We start from the raw sequence: 21,801 nt of genomic DNA, 5'->3' as shown, positions 1-21,801 counted from the left end.
ACTGGTAATGGCATCCACTGATTCAGAAATAAAAGATGAGATTTCATCCAGATCAAAAAATGATTGGCCTTCCATGTATAAAGTCATCCTGCATAATGACGATTATACTAGCATGGAGTTTGTTGTACAGATTCTTGTAGACGTTTTCGGAAAATCACTTGAAAAAGCGACGCAAATGATGCTTAATATACATAATAAGGGAAAAGAAATATGCGGTATCTACCCAAGGCAGATTGCAGAGACTAAAGTTGAAACGGTACACAACCTGGCAAGCAGTAAAAGTTTTCCTTTAAAAAGCACAATGGAGAAGGAGTAGATTATGATTAGCAAAGAACTCAGTACAACCCTCGGTTTTGCCGTACGGGAGGCAAAAAAAAGAAGGCATGAGTATGTATGTGTTGAACACGTTCTTTATGCAATCCTTAACCATGAAACTGGTGCCCAGACTATTGAAAAATGTGGGGGCAGCCCGGAACAGATAAAAGAAGAACTTGAAAGATTCTTTGATGAAAAGTTAACCAGAATTGGTACAAAAGAAGAATATGTGTTGCAACAGACCATCGGATTCCAGCGAATGATACAACGAGCCATCAACCATGCCAGGTCTGCTGAGAAGAATGAGGTCAATTTAGGGGATATTCTTGCATCCATTTTCCAGGAAAAAGATTCCCATGCTGCATTTTACCTTGAATCAGAAGGAATTACCCGTCTTGACGTATTAAAATATATTTCACATACCGCTGAACCGGTGAAAAAAACTGGTCCGCCTTTGGATCCTTCCCGGAGAGTATTTAAACATGCGGACAAAAAAACAAAACAGGGGAAAAAGAAAGATCCTTTGGAAACTTTTACAACAAATCTGCTGAAAAAGGCAGCGGACAAAAAGATTGATCCGCTCATCGGAAGAGCCAACGAAATGGACAGGCTCATGCAGATTCTTTGCCGCAGAAGAAAAAACAATCCTATCCTGGTGGGAGATCCCGGAGTCGGAAAAACAGCAATCGCCGAAGGACTTGCTATACAGATAAATGACAAATTAGTGCCGGATCTTTTGGAAAATTGTGAACTGTTCTCCCTTGATATGGGGGCTCTCCTTGCTGGGACAAAATATCGAGGAGACTTTGAACAACGCCTCAAAGATGTTATTAATGCCCTTGAATCCAAAGAGAATGCATTGCTGATTATCGATGAAATCCATACAGTCGTAGGAGCCGGTGCAACCACCAGCGGTTCTATGGATGCCTCAAATATTTTAAAGCCGGCGCTTTCTTCCGGGGATATTAAATGTGTCGGCACTACGACCTATGAAGAGTATAAAAATTATTTTGAAAAAGACCGCGCTTTTTCAAGAAGATTTGAAAAAATTGAGGTTTCAGAGCCTTCCGTTGAAGAGACAACTCAAATTTTGAATGGACTTAAACCTTACTATGAAGAGCATCACGGACTGACATACTCGGCTGAGACGATAGAAGCCGCAGCCTATCTCTCTGATAAATATATCAATGACCGGCTCCTGCCGGACAAAGCCATTGATGTTATTGATGAAACAGGTGCCTACCTGCGGCTCAAGGGAAAGGGCAAGCGGAAAACCGTAAGTTCCAAAGATATTGAAAAAATTGTTGCTAAAATTGCCAAAGTACCTGTCACAAGTGTTACATCGACAGATAAGGCCAACCTGGAATCCCTGCCCAAAAGACTTTTTAAAGTTATATTCGGACAGGATAATGCCATCAAGACCATGACCACTTCCATTAAAAGATCAAGAGCAGGTCTTGCCTCACCGGATCGTCCCATTGGATCTTTCCTTTTCATGGGACCCACCGGCGTCGGTAAAACAGAGGTTGCAAAACAGCTTGCCCATCATATGGGAATAGAGTTTTTGAGATTTGATATGAGTGAATACATGGAAAAACATGCAGTTTCCAGGCTTATCGGGGCTCCTCCCGGATATGTAGGGTTTGAGCAGGGAGGTATTCTAACGGACAGTATCAGAAAACATCCTCACTCTGTTCTGTTGCTGGATGAAATTGAAAAAGCTCATATGGATCTTTTTAACATTCTTTTACAAGTCATGGACTATGCTACCCTGACAGATAACAACGGGAAATCAGCAGATTTTAGAAATGTTATCATCATCATGACGACCAATGCCGGTGCAAGAGAAATGAATGCCAACGCCATCGGATTTGGCTCCCAGTCAGCACATGTTGATTCCAAAGGGTTAAAAGCCATCGAAAAAGCATTCAGCCCTGAATTTCGGAACCGGCTTGACGGTATTGTCCAGTTTAACCATCTGTCCCCTAAGGTCATGGAGATGATTGTTGATAAAAACATGAAAGAACTTAAATCCATGCTCGAGGTCAAAAAGATTAGGTTGAGCTATTCTGCTAAAGTTCGATCATTTCTTGCAAAAGAAGGGTATGACCCAAAATTTGGTGCCAGACCTTTGGAAAGACTTATCCAGACAACAGTTAAGGATAAGCTCACAGATGAAATTCTTTTTGGCAAGCTTGCAAAAGGCGGTAAAATTTCAATTGGTCTTAAGAATAATAAGCTTAATTTCACATTTAAGAGCTAAATGCCCCTTTTCCGGTTATCAGAAAGAATAGACTTCCCCCCGGCTTGGCTTTCAAGATCTGACGGACTTTTATGTGTCGGGGGAGATCTGTCGCCCAAAAGGCTTCTCCTTGCGTATGAAAATGGAATATTTCCCTGGTTTTCAAAAGATGAGCCCATCTTGTGGTGGTCGCCTGATCCAAGGCTCGTACTCTTTCCCAAAGATATTAATATTTCAAAAAGCTTGAATAAAAAAATCAGACAAAATCGTTTTAAGGTTACAATAGACAACGCATTTGAGCAAGCCATTGTTTCCTGTGCAAGGCCGAGAAAAAATGAAGATAAAGGCACCTGGCTTGTGGATGAAATGATAGATTCTTATATAGAACTTCACAAATTGGGGCATGCCCATTCCATTGAAACCTGGAGAGATGACAGATTAGTCGGCGGATTGTACGGCGTTTGCCTTGGCGGATCTTTTTTTGGTGAATCCATGTTTTCCTTTGAAAGCGATGCGTCCAAGATTGCTCTGGTAGCGATTGCAAACCATTTAAAAAAGTGCGGCTTTGACCTGATTGACTGTCAGGTGACGACAAATCATCTTCTCAACATGGGCGCTACAGAAATTTCCAGGAATTCTTTCCTTGATATCATCAATCAATCTGTTAAAAGAGAGGATATCAAAAACATTTGGAACCCGAATATCAGTCTGAAAGTCATTTAACAAGGTAATACGGAAAACTTGACAAAAAAAGTTTAGGTATCATTATGTTTAATGTTATCCAAAGCAACGAGGAACAAAGAAAATGCTTTTAAAATTATTTTTATGTTTTACCCTGATTCCTGTTATTGAACTTTATTTATTGATAAAAATTGGGACCGTCATTGGAGGCCTTAATACGATTTTGCTGGTCATCCTGACAGGATTTTTAGGGGCCTGGCTTGCCAGACTGGAAGGCATGAATACCATGATGAGGCTTAGAACAAACTTGCAGCAGGGACTTATGCCGGCCGAAGAATTGATTGATGCCGTCATTATATTCGCTGCAGGCGTTGTATTGATCACACCCGGACTTATCACCGATGTTTTTGGACTGCTCCTGTTATGGCCTTTGACACGGAATAAATTTAAACGAATGTTAAGAAAAAAATTAGATGAAATGCAATTGCAGGGCAATATTACACGTTTTCATTAACTTTAAATGGATAGTTTATGTTTTTAGATCTGATTTCAAGTAGAAGAAGTATAAGAAAATTCAAGAATAAACCAGTTGAAAAAGAAAAAATAAAATCACTTATTTCAGCCGCCTTAAGATCGCCTTCTTCAAGAGGCATTAACCCCTGGCGCTTTATTGTTATTGAAGACAAAGATCTTCTTGAAAAGCTTTCCAAAGCCAAACCCCACGGAGCAGGCTTTTTAAAAGGGGCCCCTCTTGGAATCGCAGTCTGCGGTGACATATCCGAAAGTGATGTCTGGGTTGAAGATGCATCCATTGCTTCTGTTTTTATCCATCTGGCCGCTCATGATCTTGGGCTTGGCAGTTGCTGGATACAAATTAGAAAAAGGGAACATGGTCCTGCTAAAAGTGCGGATGCTTATGTTAAAAAACTTTTAAAGATACCCGATAATATTATGATTGAATCAATCATTGCTATAGGATATCCTGATGAAGTAAAAAAAGGCCACCCAAAAGAGTCTTTGCAGTTTCATAAAGTTTCTTTTAATATGTATGGTATGAAGGATTGAAGGGTTAAAGATCCTTAAAATTTCTTTCTCCGGAAGAATGTCTGCATACGTTGGCAAACTCGTTTAGGCTTTCTTCCAAGGCTTCAAATTCTATTGTGCCGCCGACCTGGATGACGTCATCACCTCTTTGTTCAAACGCAGTCAATACATCTATAATTGTAAGACACTCTATATCCGAAGCCGGGACATAGCCAATGTTGTTTGGTCCATTCACCTCCAGCAGGATACGGCATTCGATAAGTTTTGCCAACAACACTTTCACTATTTTTAATGGAATTTTTATCTTTGACGCGATATCAATATCTGAAGCAGGTGTCTCTTTGTTAGCGAACCGATTTACACACAGGTGAACTATTCGCAAAACAATCAATTTCTTTAACCGGATACTGATTTTGCCATAATCAATATCCTGGGTTTCAAGTGCTTCGGTATTTTCCCAGGAAAATGCAACTTCTGCTCCAAATAAAACAATTGCCCAGGAGGCCTGTAGCCAGATTAAAAACAGGGGCAAGGCTGCAAAGCTGCCATAGATAGCATTATAACTGGAAACGCCTACCTGGAATTTCAGATAGGTCATTTGAGCTACTTGGAATATAGTTCCCGCAATTATACCGCCAGCCAGTGCCGCTTTAATATCTACCTTCTTGTTTGGAATAAAAATATAAAAAAAGATAAACAATATCCAGATGGATAAAAAAGGAAAAATATTAAATCCCAGAGAAATTAATTGTTCAACATTTTCTGGAAGGTTGATATGGGACAAAAATTTGGCAAGATATGCTGTAATAAAAATATTGGCGCTACTTGAAAAAATAACCAGGATACCGGCTGTGATTGAAATGGCGATATAATCTGTAAATTTTCGAATCAATGGCCTGTCATCATGCACCCACCAGATCTTATTGAATGCACTTTCAATATGCCCGATGAGTTTTATTAGAGAATAAAAAAGTAAGAGAATACCAAAAACAGCCATTAGGCTGCCTTTTGTTTTTTCAAGAAGATTGGTTGAAAAGGCAAGAACATTCTGGATTACCTCTTCCTGGCCGGCAAACAATTCAAGGACTCTTTTTTCCAGGATTTCCTTGAACCCAAATCCTTTTGCAATGCCGAATGCCATGGCCATCACAGGAACGATGGATAAAAGTGTAAAAAGTGTCAAAGCCGATGCCCGAAGGCTGCACCGATCCTCCCTGAATCCTTTTGCAGCAAAAACAATAACCTTTTTGAATTTGTTAAATTTAAGCGAGATGAGTTTTTGAAAATGCTTCATAATTTTTTATTTCCCAGTTGAAAACCATTGTTTTAATTTTCGAAGTCCTTCTTTTGTAGAAATCTTTGGATAATAGCCCAAATCCTTTTTAGCCCTTGAAATATTAAACCAGTGGGATGTTGCAAGCTCTTTTGCGGCAAACCGGGTTATTGGCGGCTCTTTTTTAATATTGAAAAGCGTGTAAATAAACTCAAAAATTGATCCTGCAATATAGGCTGCCTTTGCAGAAACATGTCCTCTTATCGGCGGCAAACCAGCAGCATCCAAAAAGGCATCAGCCATTTCCCATTTTGAGACAGGTTCATCCTGGCTGACAAAATAAATATTCCCTGATAATAAAGGATTTTCCATAAGCTTTTGAGAGGCCAGAAGATGCGCATCCGCAGCATTATCAACATAGATTGTATCAACCAGATCATCCTTTCGCCCTACCCTTTTCAATTTATTGGCTCTATTGATAATTCCAGGTACCATGTGGTTGTCTTCCGGCCCCCAAATCAGGTGCGGACGAATGATGATGGTGCTCAACCCTTTTTTTGCAGCGCTTATCACTTTTTTTTCAGCCATGGCTTTGGTCTCAGGATACGGTGCCAGATATTTTTTCGGATAAGGAGCGCTTTCATCCACATTTTCCATATCATTTTCATCAAATATTACACTGGGAGAACTGGTATATATCAATTGTTTAATTTTATTTTCCAGACACGCAAATATCACATTTTCAGTCCCTGTCACGTTTGCCTGAAAGAATTCTTCAAAGGGCCCCCAGATTCCCGGTTTTGCAGCCACATGAAATACTGAATCAATATTTCTAAAGGCCTTAGCAACTGCATTTTTATCTGCCAGATCCCCTTGGATCTGTAAAACACCCAGATTTTCGAGGTCAGGATAAAAATTTCTTGAAAAAGAAGTGACTGACAGATTTTTCTTAACAAGTTTTTTAACAATCGCCTTACCCAGGAAACCGCCACCACCGGTAACTAATACATTTTTTATTTCCATACTAAAAATCAAGTGTTTGCCCGATATTATTTTCCACTGCCAGCTGATAAATAGCAGAGGATACGGCTAAATCAAACAAGGCCATCCCAACGGATTTAAAAAAAACAGTTCTGGTTTCAGGATACGTATTTTTTTCAAGTAACCCGGCAAATTCTTTTATCTCGTCCTTTGTTACAACATGATTTTTTAAAGGAATCGCAATGTCACCTGACTCTTTGGCAGCAAACATGGTATCAACAAAAATATCATCTGCGTTTTCAATCACTGTATTTGGAAACTCCTGCATGTCGGGTCTAAATGAACCGATTGAAATAAAGGTTTTTCCCATAACAACATCGGGAGTGATTTCAAACAAAGGTTTGCTGCTCGTTGTCGCAGCAATAATGACATTGGAATTTTCAACCAGTTGATTTGAATGCTCGGTTATTACATATTCAACATTCGGATATTCTTTTTTCAGGGTCCTGCTCATACTTATTGCAGATTCTTCGTACAAATCATAAATATAAAGGGTTTTTATCTTACGATTAAACAGAAGGTACCTGGCCTGGCTAAGCCCTTGTACCCCGGCACCCAAAACCCCGGCAGTCTTCACAGTTTCAGCCGTAAGAAGCTTAACCCCTAATCCCCCGACAGCACCTGTTCTCTGGGCAGTGACTGCTGCACCATCCATGACGGCCAAGGGTTGTCCTGAAACATTATCAGAAAGGACCATCACCCCATTCACTGCCGGTTGTCCATGCTTCTGTGCTTCAGGAAAAACTGAAACCAATTTCGTAGCAAAAAATTTTTCTGAAAAACATGGCATTAACAAAAGTATGTTTTGTCTGTCTGCTACATGCATTCTGTCCGGCATATTGTAATTTTGACTCAGCACCAGTCTGTAAGCCTGTTCAACAGCTGTTTGAATAATATTCTGATCTATCTTTTGAATTGCATATTTATTTAAAAATAACATAAGACCCTTTTATATTTAATGTTTTTATACCTTCAATACCACAGACCCTATAAAATCTGCAATTAAAACTCCAAAAATCGCATTTCATTTTTCTTGCAAGGTATGATAGAAATATGAAATTTAGGATTAATCAACAAGCAAAAGGATGATTTTTGTGACTAAAAACGAAACCGTGTTATGTATTAAAAAGAACCGCTTACCAGAATCATGGGTCCAGCAAAAAAGCATTGTGCCATTGGGACTGGACCTGTTTATTGAAAATTGTTCTGCTACAGGATTTGAGTTTATTAACCGCTCAGATGCAGAAGAAAACCCCTCTTATAAACAGATTATTCCCTATATCGTTCTTCAAACCAGAGACTTTAAAAAGACGGCTATATATAACCGGAAAGGAAGTGAACAACGGCTTCATGACCTTTGGTCCATCGGAATAGGCGGTCATATTAATCCCATTGACAGGAAAACACAAAACGACTCTTTTTTGCAAATTCTGATTACGGGCATGGAAAGGGAACTAAATGAAGAACTTGATCAAAGATCTGAAAATGACCTTCCACACTTTATCGGAGTGATCAGCGAGGATATTACAGACGTCGGAAAGGTTCACCTGGGCGCTGTTTTCAGGATATTGACAACCGCTCCTGAAAAATTTTCCCCCGGTTCCGAACTATTTCAATTTGCATGGAAAAAAACGAAAAACCTTGAACAATTAAATTTGGAATTATGGTCAAAGCTGGCATTGGAGCTCATATCGAATCTTTAGGAATTTAATACTTTTAATACAGCGGAATTTTTGTTTTTCAAAATTTTTGAGCCTCTTGTAATCTTACACAGGCTGATACCGTATTTCTCTGCGATTTTACGCTGGGTCAGTCCATTATGAAGATCCTTTAGAAGCTTCCATCTCAAAGAAATATCATCAAGTTCGGCAGGAGTGAAAATATCTTCAAAAAAGTGGTTCATATCATCAAGGTTATCAATTGATGATATGGCTTTCAACAATTCCTGATCAATTGCCATATATTACCTCTTCTTTGTTTTCTTTTTATAAAACCACGCTCTGTTTCATTTGTTTTTCAAAAAAACGTCACCGTTCCTCTTCAAACAATTGAACCTGATATGTTAAGACACTAAGACCGCCGGATTTCCATTCATCCGGTGATAATCCGGCTTTTCTACAAAGATGTGTTAAAAATGTTTTGGGCTCTTTTAGCTGTTTCCATACCTGAGGCAGAAAAGTCGAACTATGATAGTGCTTTTTGATTATCACACCATCAATATCAGGCCTGAGCTTTGCAATTAAATCCTCGGCATCAGTGTAATCAAGCTTTTGCGGCCGGGTTAGAATACTGACCTCGATAATTGTATCCTTTAACTCTTTATAAGACAGCGGACTGAACCTTGAATCATTAAAGGCTGCATGTTTTGCATTGTCCCTGACCCCTTCGAAAACCGTTTTAACCGGCTCTATATTGCCAATACAGCCCCTGAGATCCCCTTTTTTATGTAAGCTGACAAAAGTTCCACGGCTTTCTTCCAAAACTAAAGTTGATACTTTGGTCTTCAAAGATCCAAGCTTGTCATCTTCTTGCCCTAACTCACATAGAATGCTTTCCCTTGCGAGTTCCAAAAGCAATGTTCCATCTTTTTTTGATAATTTGTCTGTCATTTTTTTTTAAAATAAATATCAACCAGATTTTGTGCGAGCCCGACATATGTTTCAGGGGTTAATTGCTTCATGCGTTTTTTAAAATCTGCCGGCACCTTTTCAAGACCGTCAACAAACTTTTCCAGATCTTTTTTATTGATTTTCTGTCCACGGGTAAGCTCTTTCAGTCTTTCGTACGGGTTGTCCTCACCAAACACCCTCATGGCAGTCTGGAAAGGTTCTGCAAGGAGTTCCTGGTTATCGTCAAGATCTTTTTGTATCACCTCATTATTCAGTTCTACCTTGGATAATCCTTTCAAGGCATTTTTCACCCCAATTGCAAAATAACCGAATGCAGATCCCAGGCTTCTCAAAACCGTACTGTCACTCAAGTCTCTTTGGAATCTTGATTTTTGCAACTTGACACAAAGATGTTCCATCATTGATATGGCAATCCCCATGTTTCCTTCACTGTTTTCAAAATCAATAGGATTGACCTTATGAGGCATGGTGGATGAACCGACCTCTCCTTTTTTGACTCGTTGCTTAAAATACCCCAGACTGATATATCCCCACATATCCCGGTCCAGATCAATAATCGTTGCCGCAGCCCTGATCATGGCATGCAGGACAAAAGCAATGGAGTGATTCGGATTTACCTGGGTTGTAAAAAGGATAGGTTCCAACTTTAAGCGGGTAGAAATAAATCGTTGAGACGCCTCAATCCAGTTAATCTCAGGGTATACGAAATAATGCGCATTATAATTTCCGGTTGCCCCGTTTATTTTTGCCTGAACTTTGTTTTGATCGATAATATCTGCTTCCTGCAGGATTCGCCAGGCAAAATTTATAAATTCTTTTCCCACCGTCGTGGGTGTTGCCGGCTGCCCATGGGTTCTTGACATCATTGGAATTGATTTATACTGTAACGCCTTTAGCTCAAGATCGGTGATGAACTGCCTTAATAAAGCGACGGCAATTTCTTTGCCTTTTTTCAACATCAATGCATAGGAAGTATTATTAATATCATCAGATGTGCAGGCAAAGTGGACCCACTCTTTTATATCTGAAAGCCCTAAAAGATCAAGTTGATCCTTTATGAAATATTCAACTGCCTTTACATCATGATTCGTCTCTTTTTCAATCTCCTTAACCTTGCGAGCATCTTCCAGGTCAAATGTCTGGGCTATATTATCAAGTTTCTCAATGTTTAAATCATCAAAGGGGGCAAGTTTCAGATCGACTAATATGAATTTAAGCCATTCAATTTCAACAAACACCCTGTGTTTTATCAAACCATACTCAGAAAAAACATCAGCAAGCTCTGTAGTTAATCGGGCATATCTCCCATCCAGGGCAGTCAGTGCATTTATCATCGGCTTTTCCACTCCATCACTAAACATTTAAAATCATTTGACTTTTATTATTAAATCACCTAAGTTTTTGAAATTATTATGTACCACATAAAATAGCAAACAATTTAAAAATTAACAATCTAAAACAAAACGTATCGCTATGGCCGGTTCAGCTCATATTGGAAAATATATCAAAGCTCAAATAACCTTTGTTACGAATGGCAATTTTATTGTGTACCCGTTTTTGAGTTTTCAAACAAGGATTTAATTTAATTCAATATTCTTGGGTTAGTTACTTGACAAATGCCCAGGGAATAAAGTATTTTAGCAAACAATTTTTAATATCCAACTTAAATGAAAAGCCAAATTTTGTTGCAGGAGTAGAATTTATGGCATTAACCAAAACAATTATTGCTGAAAAAATACAAAACAAGCTTAATTTATCCAGGACAACGACCTATGAAGTCATGGAAGAGTTCCTTGAAATCATTAAAGAAACAATTGAAAATGGTGAAGATATCATGATCAGTGGTTTTGGGAAGTTTTGTGTAAACGAAAAAAAAGCCAGGAAAGGCAGAAATCCTGCAACTGATCAAGAAATGACCCTGCCGGCCAGAAGGGTTGTAACCTTTAAATGTTCTGGTAAATTAAGAGATCTGATCAATTCTTAAGGCTGCTTTCCTTTAAAGATGCTTTTTTCGGAACAATTTATTACCGCTATCATTCTTACAACACTGATAGGCAGTTACCTTATTGATAATATCGCAGATTTTCTAAATCTTGGAAATCTGAACCAGCCCCTTCCAAAAGAATTTAACAACCATTACAAACCTGGAAAATATATTGAATCTCAGAACTACCTGAAGGCAAATACAAAATTTGGATTTATCACATCAAGTGTTGACCTTATTATTATTATTCTGTTTTGGTTTTCGGGTGGCTTCCAAGCCATTGATTCCTTTGTCAGATCATTTAATTTCGGCTCAATTCTTTCAGGGCTTTTTTTTACAGGCATTCTTTTATTTTTAAAACTTCTGATCTCCCTGCCTTTCAGTATTTATTCCACTTTTGTGATTGAAGAAAAATTTGGATTCAATAAGACAACGCCAAGACTTTTTTTTGCCGACCTTATTAAATCCATTGTTCTTTCAGCAATTCTGGGAGGAATCCTTTTATCATTAATTCTTGGCTTCTTGGAATTTGGCGGCCAATTTGCCTGGATTTACTGCTGGGCCGCAAGTGCTGTTTTCCTTCTTATTGTTCAATATATCGTTCCCACCTGGATCATGCCGTTATTCAACAAATTCACTCCCCTGGAAGATGCCCCTTTAAAGGAAGCCATATTGAATTATGCAAAATCAATTGATTTTGCACTTTCCAATATTTTTGTCATGGATGGGTCCAAAAGGAGCAACAAATCCAATGCTTTTTTTACAGGGTTTGGAAAAAACAAACGAATCGTTTTATTCGATACCCTTATTAAAGAACAGTCAATTGAAGAACTGGTTTCAGTTCTTGCCCATGAAATGGGCCATTTTAAAAAGAAGCATATTATTAAAAGAATGATTTTAGGTATTTTTCAAATGGGATTTATCTTTTATCTTATTTCCATATTTATCTCCCATGAAGGTTTATTCCATGCCTTTTTTATGAATGAGGTTTCCATTTATGCGGGTTTGATCTTTTTTGGCATGCTATACTCACCTATAGATCTGTTTATTTCAATTCTTTTTCAAATCTCATCAAGAAAAGATGAATACGAGGCTGACCGGTTTGCCGCAGAGACTATTAAAGACAACAGGCCGTTGATCAATGCCTTAAAAAAACTGTCAGCCCACAATCTTTCTAATTTAACCCCTCATCCCTTTTATGTGTTTTTAAATTATTCCCACCCGCCCGTCCTTGAGAGAATCAACACATTAAAATCCCTGTAATTATTCAACAACAAACCGGTTAAACGCTTCCCAGACCTGGCGGTTGATCCCGATTTCCTCGAAAAGAAGCTCATGGAATGCGCCTTTAATCGAAAGAAATGAACAATTGGGTAATTTCCCGCTCAATTTTTCCTGGGCTTTTGATGATACAATAGAATCTTTTTGGGCACTGATCATCAGTATAGGAGTGGTAATCCTGCCAATCATGTCATCCTGTTGTAAAATTTCAACAGATTCAAAGGCTGCGTTCAGCCAGCCCCATGTGACACCACCGAGAGCAAGATCAGGATTCTTTGCAATCTCATTATGTAGGATCCAGTATTTTTCCGGATCATGGCATAAATTATTTCCCTTGAATTTTGCTTTTTTAACAGAATAATCCCTTGAACCAAGGGTGTATTTTTTTGCAAATGGCGTTTTAGACAATTTCTTTGATAATAATTTTAATACCGGATGAAGCATTACAGGCAAAACAATATCAATCATGGGAGAAACAAGGACTGCTTTTTTTATTTTTAAAGGCTGCCTGCTCATAAAACGCAGGGCAATATGCCCGCCCATGGAATGTGCCAGTATATAAACCGGCAATCCTTGAGGCTCTATGACCCTTAAATAGAGCGCTTCCAAATCATCCACGTAATCATCGAACCGGTTGATATGGCCTTTATGCCTGTTTTCAAGCTCCCGGGAAGACAGTCCCTGTCCCCGCCAATCCGGGCTGATAACCTGGAAGCCTTTTTCCTGCAGTTGTCTGGCAATCCCCTTATACTTTTCAATGAACTCGGATTGTCCATGTAATAAAAGAAAAATGGCGCTTGCAGGCTCTTTAAGACAAGGGGCTATCCCATACCTGATTTTAAGATTCTTTTTGGGTGAAAAATAATGATACTCAAATATTTCTTTATTTGAGTGCGTATTGTTATCAGTCATAAAAATGTTTGAATATTAACCATTGCTAATTTTAAATTCATATCATTTTTTGAGAATTTAGTTGCTTTGAATTCGATAGTATGAAATTTTATTTTTTTTAACAAGAAAAAATTGGCGGTATGAAAAAACTTATTGTTACAGCAGACATTCATGGCAGTTACAGTTCATGGTTAACCGTGAAAAATCTTTTAAATCCGTCTGATAAACTTGCCATTGCCGGAGATCTTTTTGATACGAGATACGGTAATTACTCAAATACAAATTTTCAACCGGAATCCATAAAAAATGATTTGAACACATTCAAACATCATTTTTATTACGTCTATGGAAATTGTGATACACCCTCTTTTTTCCCGGGGTTTGACACAATAATGGAATTTAGCGCTTTCAACAAAAAGATCCTTCTTTCGCATGGTCATCGTCCTTTCACCTATTCTAAAAATATTGATATTATAATTCAGGGTCATACCCACCATTGTTTTCTGGAAAAAAAAGACGGGCATATCTTCATGAACCCGGGTTCCATCACTTCTCCACGGAATGGTATTTATTCTTACGGTGTAATTGAAAATTATTCGGCAAGTCTTGTTGAGCTTAAAACAGGGAACAAATTAATTACTATGGATTTTTAAATTGAAATGATACCATGGAACAGGTTTTTTCCCAAAAAGGAGTGCATATGAAAAACAAAGAATATAAACCTGTTCATGTTGGAGAAAGTCCTGATTTTGATGCCTGGTTTACCGCTTTTTTTCTTAAAAATCATATGGATCCGTTTGCCTATCCTGCCAAGGTCGCCTCAAGGGAACAGATTGAATTTATGGTCTACCCCGAGAACGGGGAACGATATTTCCCCTGTTCCGATAAAATGTTTGACGCGATTATGTCCAGAAAATACCCTCCTTTTTTAAAAAAGTATTACCAGCAGGTGTTTGACAGGATCATGGCCATGATTGATGAGTTAATAGGATCTGAGTATGATAACCGGTTTTTAAAGACATTAATCAAGATAAAATATGATGATGAGACCCGAACCGGTCTTCTCATACCTTCAAGGCTTGAAAAAAAATTATACAAAATCTTTTTAAGCCGTACACATATTGAAAATCCATATTCAGAAGATAAAAAAGCTGTGAATAAAAAAATAAAAAGTTTTATAGACTCTGACACCATGGAAAAGGCCTTAAACCAAATTGATGACTCATTACAAAACATTAAAGATCTCTCCTTATTTGAAATAAGGGAAAAACTCAAAGAGATTGAATTCCAAAGACGGTTGACCCTGATCACACAAAATAGCCTGTGGACCCATGAAGATTCAAAGGCCCCTTCGTTAACCAAAATCAAAAAAATCTTTAAAACCCCTATCAGAGGAAATGGATTAGCCCCATTACTTACGCTGGCCAAAGCCAGGAAACAAAAAATTCTCTGGCTTGCCGATGAATCCGGTGAAGTGGTCGTGGACCTTACGATTGCCAAATTCCTTGCCGAGCTTGGACATGTGGTTATTTTGGCTGTAAAAGAGGCACCCTTTTTTAAAAAAGTCTGCCTGGCAGATACCAGAACAGATCCAATCCTGGTAAAAGAACTTGAAAACGCGCACTTTATTCATGAAAAAACCATCAGCAAAAACAACCTGGTAAAGCTCTTAAAACATGACAAAAATATCTATGTGGTATCTGACGGGACCCGGGAAAATTTAAATCTTTTGCTTGCCTCTACCACCTTTTCCAGAATCTTCAAAGAGGTGGATTGTGTCATATCACGGGGAGAGGCCCAGAAAAAAAGATTAATTGATTCCCACTTTAGATTTACCCAGAATATCATCAATATCAGCCTTGATAAAAAGGCACTGCTGATCACCTACAAAACCAGGCACCCTGACTTCATCAACTTTTCCCACAAGGACCTGGAAGAAAAGGCCAATAAAATTATCCATCAAATGAAATCGGCCAAAAAGAAAGGCATGTCTGTCATGTTTTACAGCGGCATCATCGGATCCATCCCTGGAAAAATTGATGTGGCAAAAAAAATAATGAAAACCTTTATCGACCAGTTGCATAAACAATCTGCCGACCTTTTTATTATCAACCCGTCATCCTATTATGAACCCGGGATGGACGCAGACGATCTCATGTATATGTGGGAAATTGTTCAAAAAAGTACATATATAGACATATGGAGGTTTCAGACATCGGACGATATCGCCGAAAGCTTTTCACTTATAAACAAAAAAGTCCCGCCGGAATGGATCGGCAAGGATTCAACTTATAGTACCGGCTGTACCAAAGAGATAAGAATAGCCCGGGATGTTCAAAAAGAAAATCCCGAGATGCAGATCATTGGCCCGTCTCTGGATAAATTTATGCGCCGGAATGAATATGGGGTGGGATCCATGTATGACCAGAGACTTGCGGATTTTTAATTTGTCTGGAAGTTGTTTAAAAAAAATGGCGCGCCCGGAGAGATTCGAACTCCCGACCCCCTGATTCGTAGTCAGGTACTCTATCCAACTGAGCCACGGGCGCGCAAAAACGACCAACAGTATATATCAGGGTTTTTAAAAGAGTTCAAGATTTTTTGTTTTGGGATATTTGATTTTGACCATAAAACTTACTATAACCAAATCGCTTAATTCGTTTGACCTCGGGTAAAAAGCTTTATATAAATATAGATTGGATTATGGATGATAAATATTATATGAATCTTGCCATTTTGGAGGCAAAAAAAGCAGCAGATATAGATGAAGTCCCTGTCGGCGCAGTCATTGTGGATAAGAATAAAGATGTTATCGGATATGGTTACAATTGTCCCATATCATCCAATGACCCCACAAGCCATGGTGAAATCAATGCCATGCGCATGGCTTCTAAGGTATTGAACAATTACAGGCTGATTGACACGACTTTATACGTTACCATTGAACCTTGCATTATGTGTATGGGCGCCATTATCCACGCCAGGATCAAACGAGTTGTTTTTGGAGCAAAAGATCCGAAATGGGGTGCGGCAGGTTCATTATATACCATGGCAGATGATAAACGATTAAACCATCACCCTGAAATTGTATCAGGGATATGTAAAGAAAAAACAAAACAGCTCATAAAAGATTTTTTTTTAAATAAAAGGAGTAAATAGTGGGAAATACAGTAATTGTCGGCACGCAATGGGGAGATGAAGGAAAAGGCAAAATCGTTGACTTGTTAAGTGAATACGCAGACTATGTTGTCAGGTTTCAGGGGGGTAACAATGCCGGCCATACAATGGTCGTCAATGGAAAGGAAATTATCAGCCACCTCATCCCTTCCGGGATTATCCAACAGAAAAAATGTTTTATCGGCAATGGCGTTGTGGTTGACCCCTTTGTTTTACTTGAAGAAATTGATTATTTATTATCCAATAATATTGATATTTCACCGGATATGCTCAAAATAAGCAACAGGGCTCATATCATCATGCCCTATCACAAGCTGATCGACTCTGCCAGGGAAGCCAAAAAAGGAGACCAGAAAATCGGGACAACCGGCCGGGGAATCGGTCCCTGTTATGAGGATAAGGCAACCCGGAGAGGGATCAGATTCTGTGATCTTCTTGATTTTGAGTTTTTCAAAGAAAAAGTGATCACTCTTCTTGAAGAAAAAAATTTTTATCTTGAAAATTATTTTAATACCGAAACCATTGCCCCTGAAACGGTTATCAATCAGTTCCAAAAGATCAAAGATCGATTGCTGCCTTATATTGCAGATGTTTCCGTGATATTGTTTGACGGAATAAATAACAATAAAACCATTTTATTTGAGGGAGCCCAGGGGACCCACCTTGACATTGAACACGGGACCTATCCGTTTGTGACATCTTCCTCTGTTGTATCCGGCAACGCAGCCAACGGCTCCGGTGTCGGCCCTGCAAATCTTGATGACATCATCGGGATTGTAAAAGCATATACAACACGGGTCGGGGCCGGCCCGTTCCCAACGGAATTATTTGATGACATTGGAGATAAAATTCAGAAAACCGGTTCGGAATTCGGCGCGACAACGGGCAGAAAAAGACGATGCGGCTGGCTGGACATGGTAGTTCTTCGGAATGCTGTAAGATTAAACAGTCTGACAGGTCTTGCCATCACCAAACTTGATGTTCTTGATGATCTTGATGAGATTAAAATTTGTACTGGTTATGAACATAACGGAACAATAATTTCAAATTTTCCGCCTGAAATCAAAATTTTGCAGGAATGTGTTCCTGTATATGAAACTCATCCGGGCTGGAAGCAGGATATTTCAGGCATCACAGAATTTAATGACCTGCCGGAAAATGTAAAAAAATACCTTGCAAGGATTGAAGAACTTTCCAATGTCAAAATTAAGATCGTCTCTGTGGGACCAGGAAGGGAAGCGACAATAATCAAAGAAAATATTTTCAATTAGACTTTTTGCTTTTTTTTGTGTATAAATTTTTCTTGCAGTCGGGATGTGGCTCAGTCTGGTAGAGCACAGCGTTCGGGACGCTGGGGCCGGAGGTTCGAATCCTCTCATCCCGACCAGGTTATATCAAGGGCCTTCGGAGTTTTTAGGGCTGGCTTAAATATTCTCAGGTCCTATCGAAATTTTTCCAACTAGATGTTTATACTATTGCTTGACAATACTATTATGAAACGTATAATACAGGCATGATCAAATCTTTTAAATGCAAAGAAACAGAAAAAGTGTTTAACCGTATTTATTCAAAAAACTGGCCTAAAAGCATACAGGCAATAGCGCTTAGAAAATTAAGGATGATTAAAAACTCACAAAACTTAACTGATTTAAGGATACCGCCATCTAACAGATTGGAGAAATTAAAAGGAGATAGAAAAGACCAATATAGCATCAGGATCAATGATCAGTGGCGTATATGTTTTACATGGGAACATCCAGACGCTTATAATGTTGCAATAGTGGATTACCACTAAAGGGGGTATGAAAATGGAAAAGATAAAACCTGTTCATCCAGGAGAAATACTTTTAGAAGAATTTATCAAGCCCTTGGGGATCAGCCAATACAGGTTAGCTAAAGATATTAATGTATCACAAATGAAAATAAGCGAAATTGTAAACAAAAAAAGAAGGGTGACTATAGATACTGCGTTAAGGCTATCAAAATATTTTGGAGTATCTCCTGAGTTCTGGATGGGGCTCCAAAATGATTATGATATTGAAAACACAATGGATAATAAGGAAGTCTATAACAATATTGAAAAGATTCAACCGTTAAAAAATATGCTCCATGCGTAAGTGTCAACTGCTCAATTGTGTTCTATTTAAGGTTAAAATAGAGGGTTGCCTATCTTGACTTCACTGGGGATTGAAAAATTCTATGTCTGCTCTTTCATTTAAAATTCCCTGATCAAAAAGAGAGTCAAAAAATAATTGCATTGACTTGATTTTTCTGTCATCAAGATCACAATAAAGCAAGTCAAAATACTCTTCAATAACAGATTGATCCAGGTTTAATTTATTTTTTCCTGCTTCAACAACCTTGTCAATATTCTGATATCCTTGTTTTTTTGACTCCAATAGCAACTCGTAAATTTCTTTTACACGGGAGGGGTATTTCTGTGCAAAAGATCGTCTGACCGCCCAGACAGCAAACACAAAGGGGAGTTGAGTCATTTCATACCAGAACTGCCCTAAATCTATACAATGTTCAAAAACCTGATCCCAGGGATGCTTAAGGGCTGTATCTCCAATTACCAATACTGCATCAGCTGATTTGGAGATCGACTGGCAATCGGTTACAGGCCCGATTTCATAGACCGGAGAAACCTTTCTCTGATTAAATATCATTTTCAAAAAAGAAGCGGCAGATGCCGAGTCCTGTGAGAACATCACCTTTTTGCCTTCAAGATCATCAATTTTATAATTGCTGGCTAAAATAACACTTAACACTCTGCCGTCACAGGATATGGACAGATCTGGAAGCAATAACAACTCCCTGTGATTCATGGCATAAAAAGCTGCTGATATGGGACTTACTTTTATCTGTCCGGTTTTTATTTTCCGGTTTAAGACAGACGGCACATCCGGCACCATTTTCAACCAGGCCGGCAAAAGGCCGTGATCAAGACCATAATAGACAGGAGAATCATTGATATAGCTGATTTTCCCAATATATACATTTTTGTCATTCATTGGATATTATTCTTTGAAAAAGATCCTTTTTATTCGTTGCTTTCACTGGGCGGTATAAAAATTGAGACTTTTTGCCCTTTGAAATTGTACCGGTCAATCGTTCGAGCCCCAGGGCTCTGGCACCGTTTATGGTGCCCATTGAGAAAATAGTTGCGGGATCAAGTCTTGGGTAATGTTTTTGCACAAAGGCCATTTCATCAAAAATATTTAAAGAATCACAGCTTGCAAGGCTGTCAGTCCCAAGAGCCGGTTTAATGCCAACATTTATCATCTTTTCAATATCAGGAAGTTTTCCATGGAGATTTTGATTACTCCTGGGGCAGACACAAACCTTTGCTGTTGACCGTGCAAGTATTTCCAAATCCCTGTCATTCACAGTCAAGACATGAACCGCTATGGTTAAAAGGTCGAGCAGCCCCATGTCATTGATGTATGACACAGGTGTTTTTGATCCGATATCCCAGGATGACCAGTCAATCCCCCGGTCAGTCAAAAAATCAGCCCACTGCCCTTTTTTATCATTAATAAACTCGGATTCATCATCAGACTCTGCCACATGGATGGAGAAAGGCAGCCCCTTTGATTTAGAACATTGTTTTAATGCCTTGAGCAGTTGAGGAGAAGAGGTATGAGGGGCATGTCCTGCAACAGAAAAAGAGACAGAATCATTCTTTTGTGTAAAAAATGGTTGAGTGCCTGATCCTAGAAACTCCTGGAAACAGACGCCATTTAAGGCAGAATCTTCAATAATTGATTTTATAATACCAAGGGTTGAGATATCACCCGCATAGAGGTTGCCGGACTTTATTAAATTTCTGACAGCCTTTCGGGCTTCTTTGATAAGTTTTTCTTCTCCCAGGGTCTCTCTTTTTTCCAAAAGCATTTTAACCCAAATTTTAAACCCCTTATCAAAAGGCAAACAGCCTTTTAAAGCAGACAATTCCAGGTGCAGATGCGTATTGACAAGGGGTGGCATTAATACGCCAGGGCCATGATCAATACTCTTTTCTTTTGGAATTCCTTTGTGAACACCCTTGATGAAACCATTCTCAATTTCAATGTATCCATTCTCAATAATGGTAGAAGAATCAACAATAATCCAGCCGGCGCGGTGAAGTTCTCGTCCGCTGCTGCTTTCAATACAGGAAACGTTTTTGGAATTCGGAGTCATAGCAGATGATAATAGCAGTCCCGTTGCCGTGGTTCAAACCCTGCTCTGGTAATCAACCGCGTCAGTTCTTCTTTGGAAAGCATAAAATCAACACCTGCCGAAGCGACAACATTCTCTTCAATCATGGTGCTCCCCATGTCATTTGCACCGAAAAAAAGTGCGGTCTGGGCAATTTTATCCCCCTGGGTCACCCAGGAGGCCTGGATATTATCAATATTATCAAGAAACAACCGGCACATTGCCAGAACCCTTAAATATTCAACGCCGGTCTTTTTTTTAACAGCAATCTTTGTATTGTCCGGTTGAAAGGTCCAGGGGATAAAGGCTGTAAATCCGTGGGTTTCATCCTGCAGGGTTCTAATTTTATCCATATGCTCAAAGATATGGAAATCTTTTTCAAGATGGCCGAACATCATCGTGGCACTGGACCTCATTCCCTGTAAATGGGCCTGGCGCATCACTTCGAGCCATTCTTCCGATGAACACTTATTGGGGGAAACCTTTTGCCGGATATCATCACATAAAATCTCCGCTCCACCGCCGGGGATGGAAGAAAGACCCGCTTTCTTTAAAATCGATATGGTTTCGCTAATGGATAAAGAAGACTTGTTCGCAATAAAATCTATTTCCGGGGGGGAAAACCCGTGAATATGAATATCAAAATTCTCTTTAATATACCTTAATAGATCCACATAATACTCAATTTCAAGATCAGGATGCATACCCCCCTGCAAAAGAATCTGGGTCCCGCCAAGGTCTATGGTTTCCTGAATTTTATCAAACAGGTCCTGTTTTGAAATAATATACCCTTTGCCCTGACTTGGGGACTCAAAAAATGCACAAAACCTGCAACCGGATGCACAGATATTGGTATAATTAATATTTCTGTCCACCACATAGGTGACAATTGTATCTGGGTGATAATAAAACCGTTTGTGGTTTGCAAGACTTGCCAGGGTCAAAAAATCAGCCTGCCTGAAAAGCGCCAGACCTTCATCGACATCTATTCTTTGATTTTCTTTAACCTTCTCAATAATTATATTTAATTGGTCCATTA

Annotated in this window: 24 protein-coding genes and 2 tRNA genes; 15 read left to right on the top strand and 11 right to left on the bottom strand. The window is 38.9% G+C overall.

Annotation, left to right across the window (positions count from 1 at the left end; all coding sequences use genetic code 11):
• The first annotated feature begins 7 nt into the window (after positions 1–7).
• The 5 genes from clpS to QAI40_RS01335 all read left to right on the top strand — a co-directional run bounded on the left by clpS (position 8) and on the right by QAI40_RS01335 (position 4,303).
• On the top strand, positions 8–316 hold the full coding sequence (gene clpS / locus QAI40_RS01355; protein WP_299976460.1) for an ATP-dependent Clp protease adapter ClpS: 309 nt from the start codon (positions 8–10) through the stop codon (positions 314–316).
• 3 nt (positions 317–319) lie between these two features.
• Positions 320–2,578, top strand: a complete 2,259-nt coding sequence (gene clpA / locus QAI40_RS01350) for an ATP-dependent Clp protease ATP-binding subunit ClpA (protein WP_299976463.1) — start codon at positions 320–322, stop codon at positions 2,576–2,578.
• Positions 2,579–3,280 (top strand): leucyl/phenylalanyl-tRNA--protein transferase, encoded by a 702-nt coding sequence (gene aat, locus QAI40_RS01345; RefSeq protein WP_299976466.1) that lies wholly within the window; start codon positions 2,579–2,581, stop codon positions 3,278–3,280.
• A gap of 82 nt (positions 3,281–3,362) precedes the next feature.
• Complete coding sequence (locus QAI40_RS01340) at positions 3,363–3,752, top strand: FxsA family protein (RefSeq protein ID WP_299976469.1); 390 nt, start codon at positions 3,363–3,365, stop codon at positions 3,750–3,752.
• Positions 3,753–3,769: 17 nt separating this feature from the next.
• Entirely contained in the window at positions 3,770–4,303 is a 534-nt protein-coding gene (locus QAI40_RS01335) for a nitroreductase family protein (RefSeq protein ID WP_299976472.1), read from the top strand.
• 4 nt (positions 4,304–4,307) lie between these two features.
• On the opposite strand, the gene QAI40_RS01330 is transcribed toward QAI40_RS01335, so the two are convergent.
• From QAI40_RS01330 to QAI40_RS01320, 3 genes are read right to left on the bottom strand one after another with little or no spacing between them, the layout of a single operon-like run.
• Positions 4,308–5,576, bottom strand: a complete 1,269-nt coding sequence (locus QAI40_RS01330; RefSeq protein ID WP_299976475.1) for a YhjD/YihY/BrkB family envelope integrity protein — start codon at positions 5,574–5,576, stop codon at positions 4,308–4,310.
• Between the two features lie 6 nt (positions 5,577–5,582).
• On the bottom strand, positions 5,583–6,578 hold the full coding sequence (locus QAI40_RS01325; protein WP_299976478.1) for an NAD-dependent epimerase/dehydratase family protein: 996 nt from the start codon (positions 6,576–6,578) through the stop codon (positions 5,583–5,585).
• Between the two features lies 1 nt (position 6,579).
• A complete protein-coding gene (locus QAI40_RS01320; RefSeq protein WP_304511424.1) occupies positions 6,580–7,536 on the bottom strand; it encodes an ornithine cyclodeaminase family protein in 957 nt (318 codons plus the stop codon).
• Positions 7,537–7,681: 145 nt separating this feature from the next.
• Here QAI40_RS01320 and QAI40_RS01315 point away from each other — a divergent pair, with 145 nt between their 5' ends.
• Positions 7,682–8,299, top strand: a complete 618-nt coding sequence (locus QAI40_RS01315) for a phosphoesterase (protein WP_442875331.1) — start codon at positions 7,682–7,684, stop codon at positions 8,297–8,299.
• Here the strand turns inward: QAI40_RS01315 and QAI40_RS01310 are convergent.
• The 3 genes from QAI40_RS01310 to purB form a co-directional block, all read right to left on the bottom strand.
• Positions 8,296–8,556: a Trp family transcriptional regulator gene (locus QAI40_RS01310; RefSeq protein WP_299976487.1), complete on the bottom strand. Its 261-nt coding sequence runs from the start codon at positions 8,554–8,556 to the stop codon at positions 8,296–8,298. The two genes, QAI40_RS01315 and QAI40_RS01310, sit on opposite strands and share 4 nt — an antisense overlap.
• A 67-nt stretch (positions 8,557–8,623) precedes the next feature.
• The gene (amrA, locus tag QAI40_RS01305; protein ID WP_299976488.1) at positions 8,624–9,205 is read right to left on the bottom strand and encodes an AmmeMemoRadiSam system protein A; all 582 of its coding nucleotides are present in this window, start codon (positions 9,203–9,205) and stop codon (positions 8,624–8,626) included.
• Positions 9,202–10,560, bottom strand: coding sequence for an adenylosuccinate lyase (gene purB / locus QAI40_RS01300; RefSeq protein ID WP_299976491.1), 1,359 nt, complete (start codon positions 10,558–10,560; stop codon positions 9,202–9,204). Before purB ends, amrA begins: the two co-directional genes overlap by 4 nt.
• A 368-nt stretch (positions 10,561–10,928) precedes the next feature.
• Between purB and QAI40_RS01295 the strand changes: the two genes are divergently transcribed.
• Together QAI40_RS01295 and QAI40_RS01290 are read left to right on the top strand one after the other, a co-directional pair.
• Positions 10,929–11,210, top strand: coding sequence for an integration host factor subunit alpha (locus QAI40_RS01295; RefSeq protein ID WP_299976493.1), 282 nt, complete (start codon positions 10,929–10,931; stop codon positions 11,208–11,210).
• Positions 11,211–11,228: 18 nt separating this feature from the next.
• Positions 11,229–12,473, top strand: a complete 1,245-nt coding sequence (locus QAI40_RS01290; protein ID WP_299976496.1) for a M48 family metallopeptidase — start codon at positions 11,229–11,231, stop codon at positions 12,471–12,473.
• Here QAI40_RS01290 and QAI40_RS01285 read toward each other — a convergent pair whose 3' ends face one another.
• Positions 12,474–13,403, bottom strand: coding sequence for an alpha/beta fold hydrolase (locus QAI40_RS01285; protein WP_299976499.1), 930 nt, complete (start codon positions 13,401–13,403; stop codon positions 12,474–12,476).
• A gap of 119 nt (positions 13,404–13,522) precedes the next feature.
• Here QAI40_RS01285 and QAI40_RS01280 point away from each other — a divergent pair, with 119 nt between their 5' ends.
• Together QAI40_RS01280 and QAI40_RS01275 are read left to right on the top strand one after the other, a co-directional pair.
• On the top strand, positions 13,523–14,035 hold the full coding sequence (locus QAI40_RS01280) for a YfcE family phosphodiesterase (protein WP_299976503.1): 513 nt from the start codon (positions 13,523–13,525) through the stop codon (positions 14,033–14,035).
• A 47-nt stretch (positions 14,036–14,082) separates the two neighbouring features.
• The gene (locus QAI40_RS01275) at positions 14,083–15,828 is read left to right on the top strand and encodes a hypothetical protein (RefSeq protein ID WP_299976506.1); all 1,746 of its coding nucleotides are present in this window, start codon (positions 14,083–14,085) and stop codon (positions 15,826–15,828) included.
• 26 nt (positions 15,829–15,854) lie between these two features.
• Here the strand turns inward: QAI40_RS01275 and QAI40_RS01270 are convergent.
• Positions 15,855–15,931 (bottom strand) — tRNA-Arg (locus QAI40_RS01270).
• Between the two features lie 154 nt (positions 15,932–16,085).
• Here QAI40_RS01270 and tadA point away from each other — a divergent pair.
• From tadA to QAI40_RS01245, 5 genes are all read left to right on the top strand, one after another.
• Positions 16,086–16,541 carry a tRNA adenosine(34) deaminase TadA gene (gene tadA, locus QAI40_RS01265; RefSeq protein ID WP_299976509.1) on the top strand — a complete coding sequence of 152 codons (456 nt, stop codon included), beginning with the start codon at positions 16,086–16,088 and terminating at the stop codon, positions 16,539–16,541.
• Complete coding sequence (locus QAI40_RS01260; RefSeq protein WP_299976512.1) at positions 16,541–17,830, top strand: adenylosuccinate synthase; 1,290 nt, start codon at positions 16,541–16,543, stop codon at positions 17,828–17,830. The genes tadA and QAI40_RS01260 overlap by 1 nt, the downstream gene beginning before the upstream one ends.
• 39 nt (positions 17,831–17,869) lie before the next feature.
• Positions 17,870–17,946: transfer RNA gene (locus QAI40_RS01255), tRNA-Pro, on the top strand.
• A gap of 126 nt (positions 17,947–18,072) precedes the next feature.
• A complete protein-coding gene (locus QAI40_RS01250; RefSeq protein WP_299976515.1) occupies positions 18,073–18,354 on the top strand; it encodes a type II toxin-antitoxin system RelE/ParE family toxin in 282 nt (93 codons plus the stop codon).
• A 13-nt stretch (positions 18,355–18,367) separates the two neighbouring features.
• The gene (locus tag QAI40_RS01245; RefSeq protein WP_299976517.1) at positions 18,368–18,676 is read left to right on the top strand and encodes a HigA family addiction module antitoxin; all 309 of its coding nucleotides are present in this window, start codon (positions 18,368–18,370) and stop codon (positions 18,674–18,676) included.
• 60 nt (positions 18,677–18,736) lie between these two features.
• Here QAI40_RS01245 and QAI40_RS01240 read toward each other — a convergent pair whose 3' ends face one another.
• From QAI40_RS01240 to mqnC, 3 genes are read right to left on the bottom strand one after another with little or no spacing between them, the layout of a single operon-like run.
• Positions 18,737–19,573, bottom strand: coding sequence for a menaquinone biosynthetic enzyme MqnA/MqnD family protein (locus QAI40_RS01240; protein ID WP_299976520.1), 837 nt, complete (start codon positions 19,571–19,573; stop codon positions 18,737–18,739).
• Positions 19,566–20,744 (bottom strand): amidohydrolase family protein, encoded by a 1,179-nt coding sequence (locus tag QAI40_RS01235; protein WP_299976523.1) that lies wholly within the window; start codon positions 20,742–20,744, stop codon positions 19,566–19,568. The genes QAI40_RS01240 and QAI40_RS01235 overlap by 8 nt, the downstream gene beginning before the upstream one ends.
• Positions 20,741–21,799: a cyclic dehypoxanthinyl futalosine synthase gene (gene mqnC / locus QAI40_RS01230; RefSeq protein WP_299976526.1), complete on the bottom strand. Its 1,059-nt coding sequence runs from the start codon at positions 21,797–21,799 to the stop codon at positions 20,741–20,743. Before mqnC ends, QAI40_RS01235 begins: the two co-directional genes overlap by 4 nt.
• Positions 21,800–21,801: the final 2 nt, after the last annotated feature.

The sequence above is a fragment of the Desulfobacula sp. genome (assembly GCF_030611305.1).
Lineage (GTDB): Bacteria > Desulfobacterota > Desulfobacteria > Desulfobacterales > Desulfobacteraceae > Desulfobacula.
Note: the sequence above shows the minus strand (reverse complement) of the source record. Positions and strands in the feature narration are given on the sequence as shown.

What these genes read in the sequence shown, in the direction of transcription:
- clpS (WP_299976460.1), top strand. Translation starts at nt 8, where the DNA reads ATGGCATCCACTGATTCAGAAATAAAAGATGAGATTTCATCCAGATCA.
- clpA (WP_299976463.1), top strand. Translation starts at nt 320, where the DNA reads ATGATTAGCAAAGAACTCAGTACAACCCTCGGTTTTGCCGTACGGGAG.
- aat (WP_299976466.1), top strand. Translation starts at nt 2,579, where the DNA reads ATGCCCCTTTTCCGGTTATCAGAAAGAATAGACTTCCCCCCGGCTTGG.
- QAI40_RS01340 (WP_299976469.1), top strand. Translation starts at nt 3,363, where the DNA reads ATGCTTTTAAAATTATTTTTATGTTTTACCCTGATTCCTGTTATTGAA.
- QAI40_RS01335 (WP_299976472.1), top strand. Translation starts at nt 3,770, where the DNA reads ATGTTTTTAGATCTGATTTCAAGTAGAAGAAGTATAAGAAAATTCAAG.
- QAI40_RS01330 (WP_299976475.1), bottom strand. Translation starts at nt 5,576, where the DNA reads ATGAAGCATTTTCAAAAACTCATCTCGCTTAAATTTAACAAATTCAAA.
- QAI40_RS01325 (WP_299976478.1), bottom strand. Translation starts at nt 6,578, where the DNA reads ATGGAAATAAAAAATGTATTAGTTACCGGTGGTGGCGGTTTCCTGGGT.
- QAI40_RS01320 (WP_304511424.1), bottom strand. Translation starts at nt 7,536, where the DNA reads ATGTTATTTTTAAATAAATATGCAATTCAAAAGATAGATCAGAATATT.
- QAI40_RS01315 (WP_442875331.1), top strand. Translation starts at nt 7,682, where the DNA reads ATGATTTTTGTGACTAAAAACGAAACCGTGTTATGTATTAAAAAGAAC.
- QAI40_RS01310 (WP_299976487.1), bottom strand. Translation starts at nt 8,556, where the DNA reads ATGGCAATTGATCAGGAATTGTTGAAAGCCATATCATCAATTGATAAC.
- amrA (WP_299976488.1), bottom strand. Translation starts at nt 9,205, where the DNA reads ATGACAGACAAATTATCAAAAAAAGATGGAACATTGCTTTTGGAACTC.
- purB (WP_299976491.1), bottom strand. Translation starts at nt 10,560, where the DNA reads ATGATAAATGCACTGACTGCCCTGGATGGGAGATATGCCCGATTAACT.
- QAI40_RS01295 (WP_299976493.1), top strand. Translation starts at nt 10,929, where the DNA reads ATGGCATTAACCAAAACAATTATTGCTGAAAAAATACAAAACAAGCTT.
- QAI40_RS01290 (WP_299976496.1), top strand. Translation starts at nt 11,229, where the DNA reads ATGCTTTTTTCGGAACAATTTATTACCGCTATCATTCTTACAACACTG.
- QAI40_RS01285 (WP_299976499.1), bottom strand. Translation starts at nt 13,403, where the DNA reads ATGACTGATAACAATACGCACTCAAATAAAGAAATATTTGAGTATCAT.
- QAI40_RS01280 (WP_299976503.1), top strand. Translation starts at nt 13,523, where the DNA reads ATGAAAAAACTTATTGTTACAGCAGACATTCATGGCAGTTACAGTTCA.
- QAI40_RS01275 (WP_299976506.1), top strand. Translation starts at nt 14,083, where the DNA reads ATGAAAAACAAAGAATATAAACCTGTTCATGTTGGAGAAAGTCCTGAT.
- tadA (WP_299976509.1), top strand. Translation starts at nt 16,086, where the DNA reads ATGGATGATAAATATTATATGAATCTTGCCATTTTGGAGGCAAAAAAA.
- QAI40_RS01250 (WP_299976515.1), top strand. Translation starts at nt 18,073, where the DNA reads ATGATCAAATCTTTTAAATGCAAAGAAACAGAAAAAGTGTTTAACCGT.
- QAI40_RS01245 (WP_299976517.1), top strand. Translation starts at nt 18,368, where the DNA reads ATGGAAAAGATAAAACCTGTTCATCCAGGAGAAATACTTTTAGAAGAA.
- QAI40_RS01240 (WP_299976520.1), bottom strand. Translation starts at nt 19,573, where the DNA reads ATGAATGACAAAAATGTATATATTGGGAAAATCAGCTATATCAATGAT.
- QAI40_RS01235 (WP_299976523.1), bottom strand. Translation starts at nt 20,744, where the DNA reads ATGACTCCGAATTCCAAAAACGTTTCCTGTATTGAAAGCAGCAGCGGA.
- mqnC (WP_299976526.1), bottom strand. Translation starts at nt 21,799, where the DNA reads ATGGACCAATTAAATATAATTATTGAGAAGGTTAAAGAAAATCAAAGA.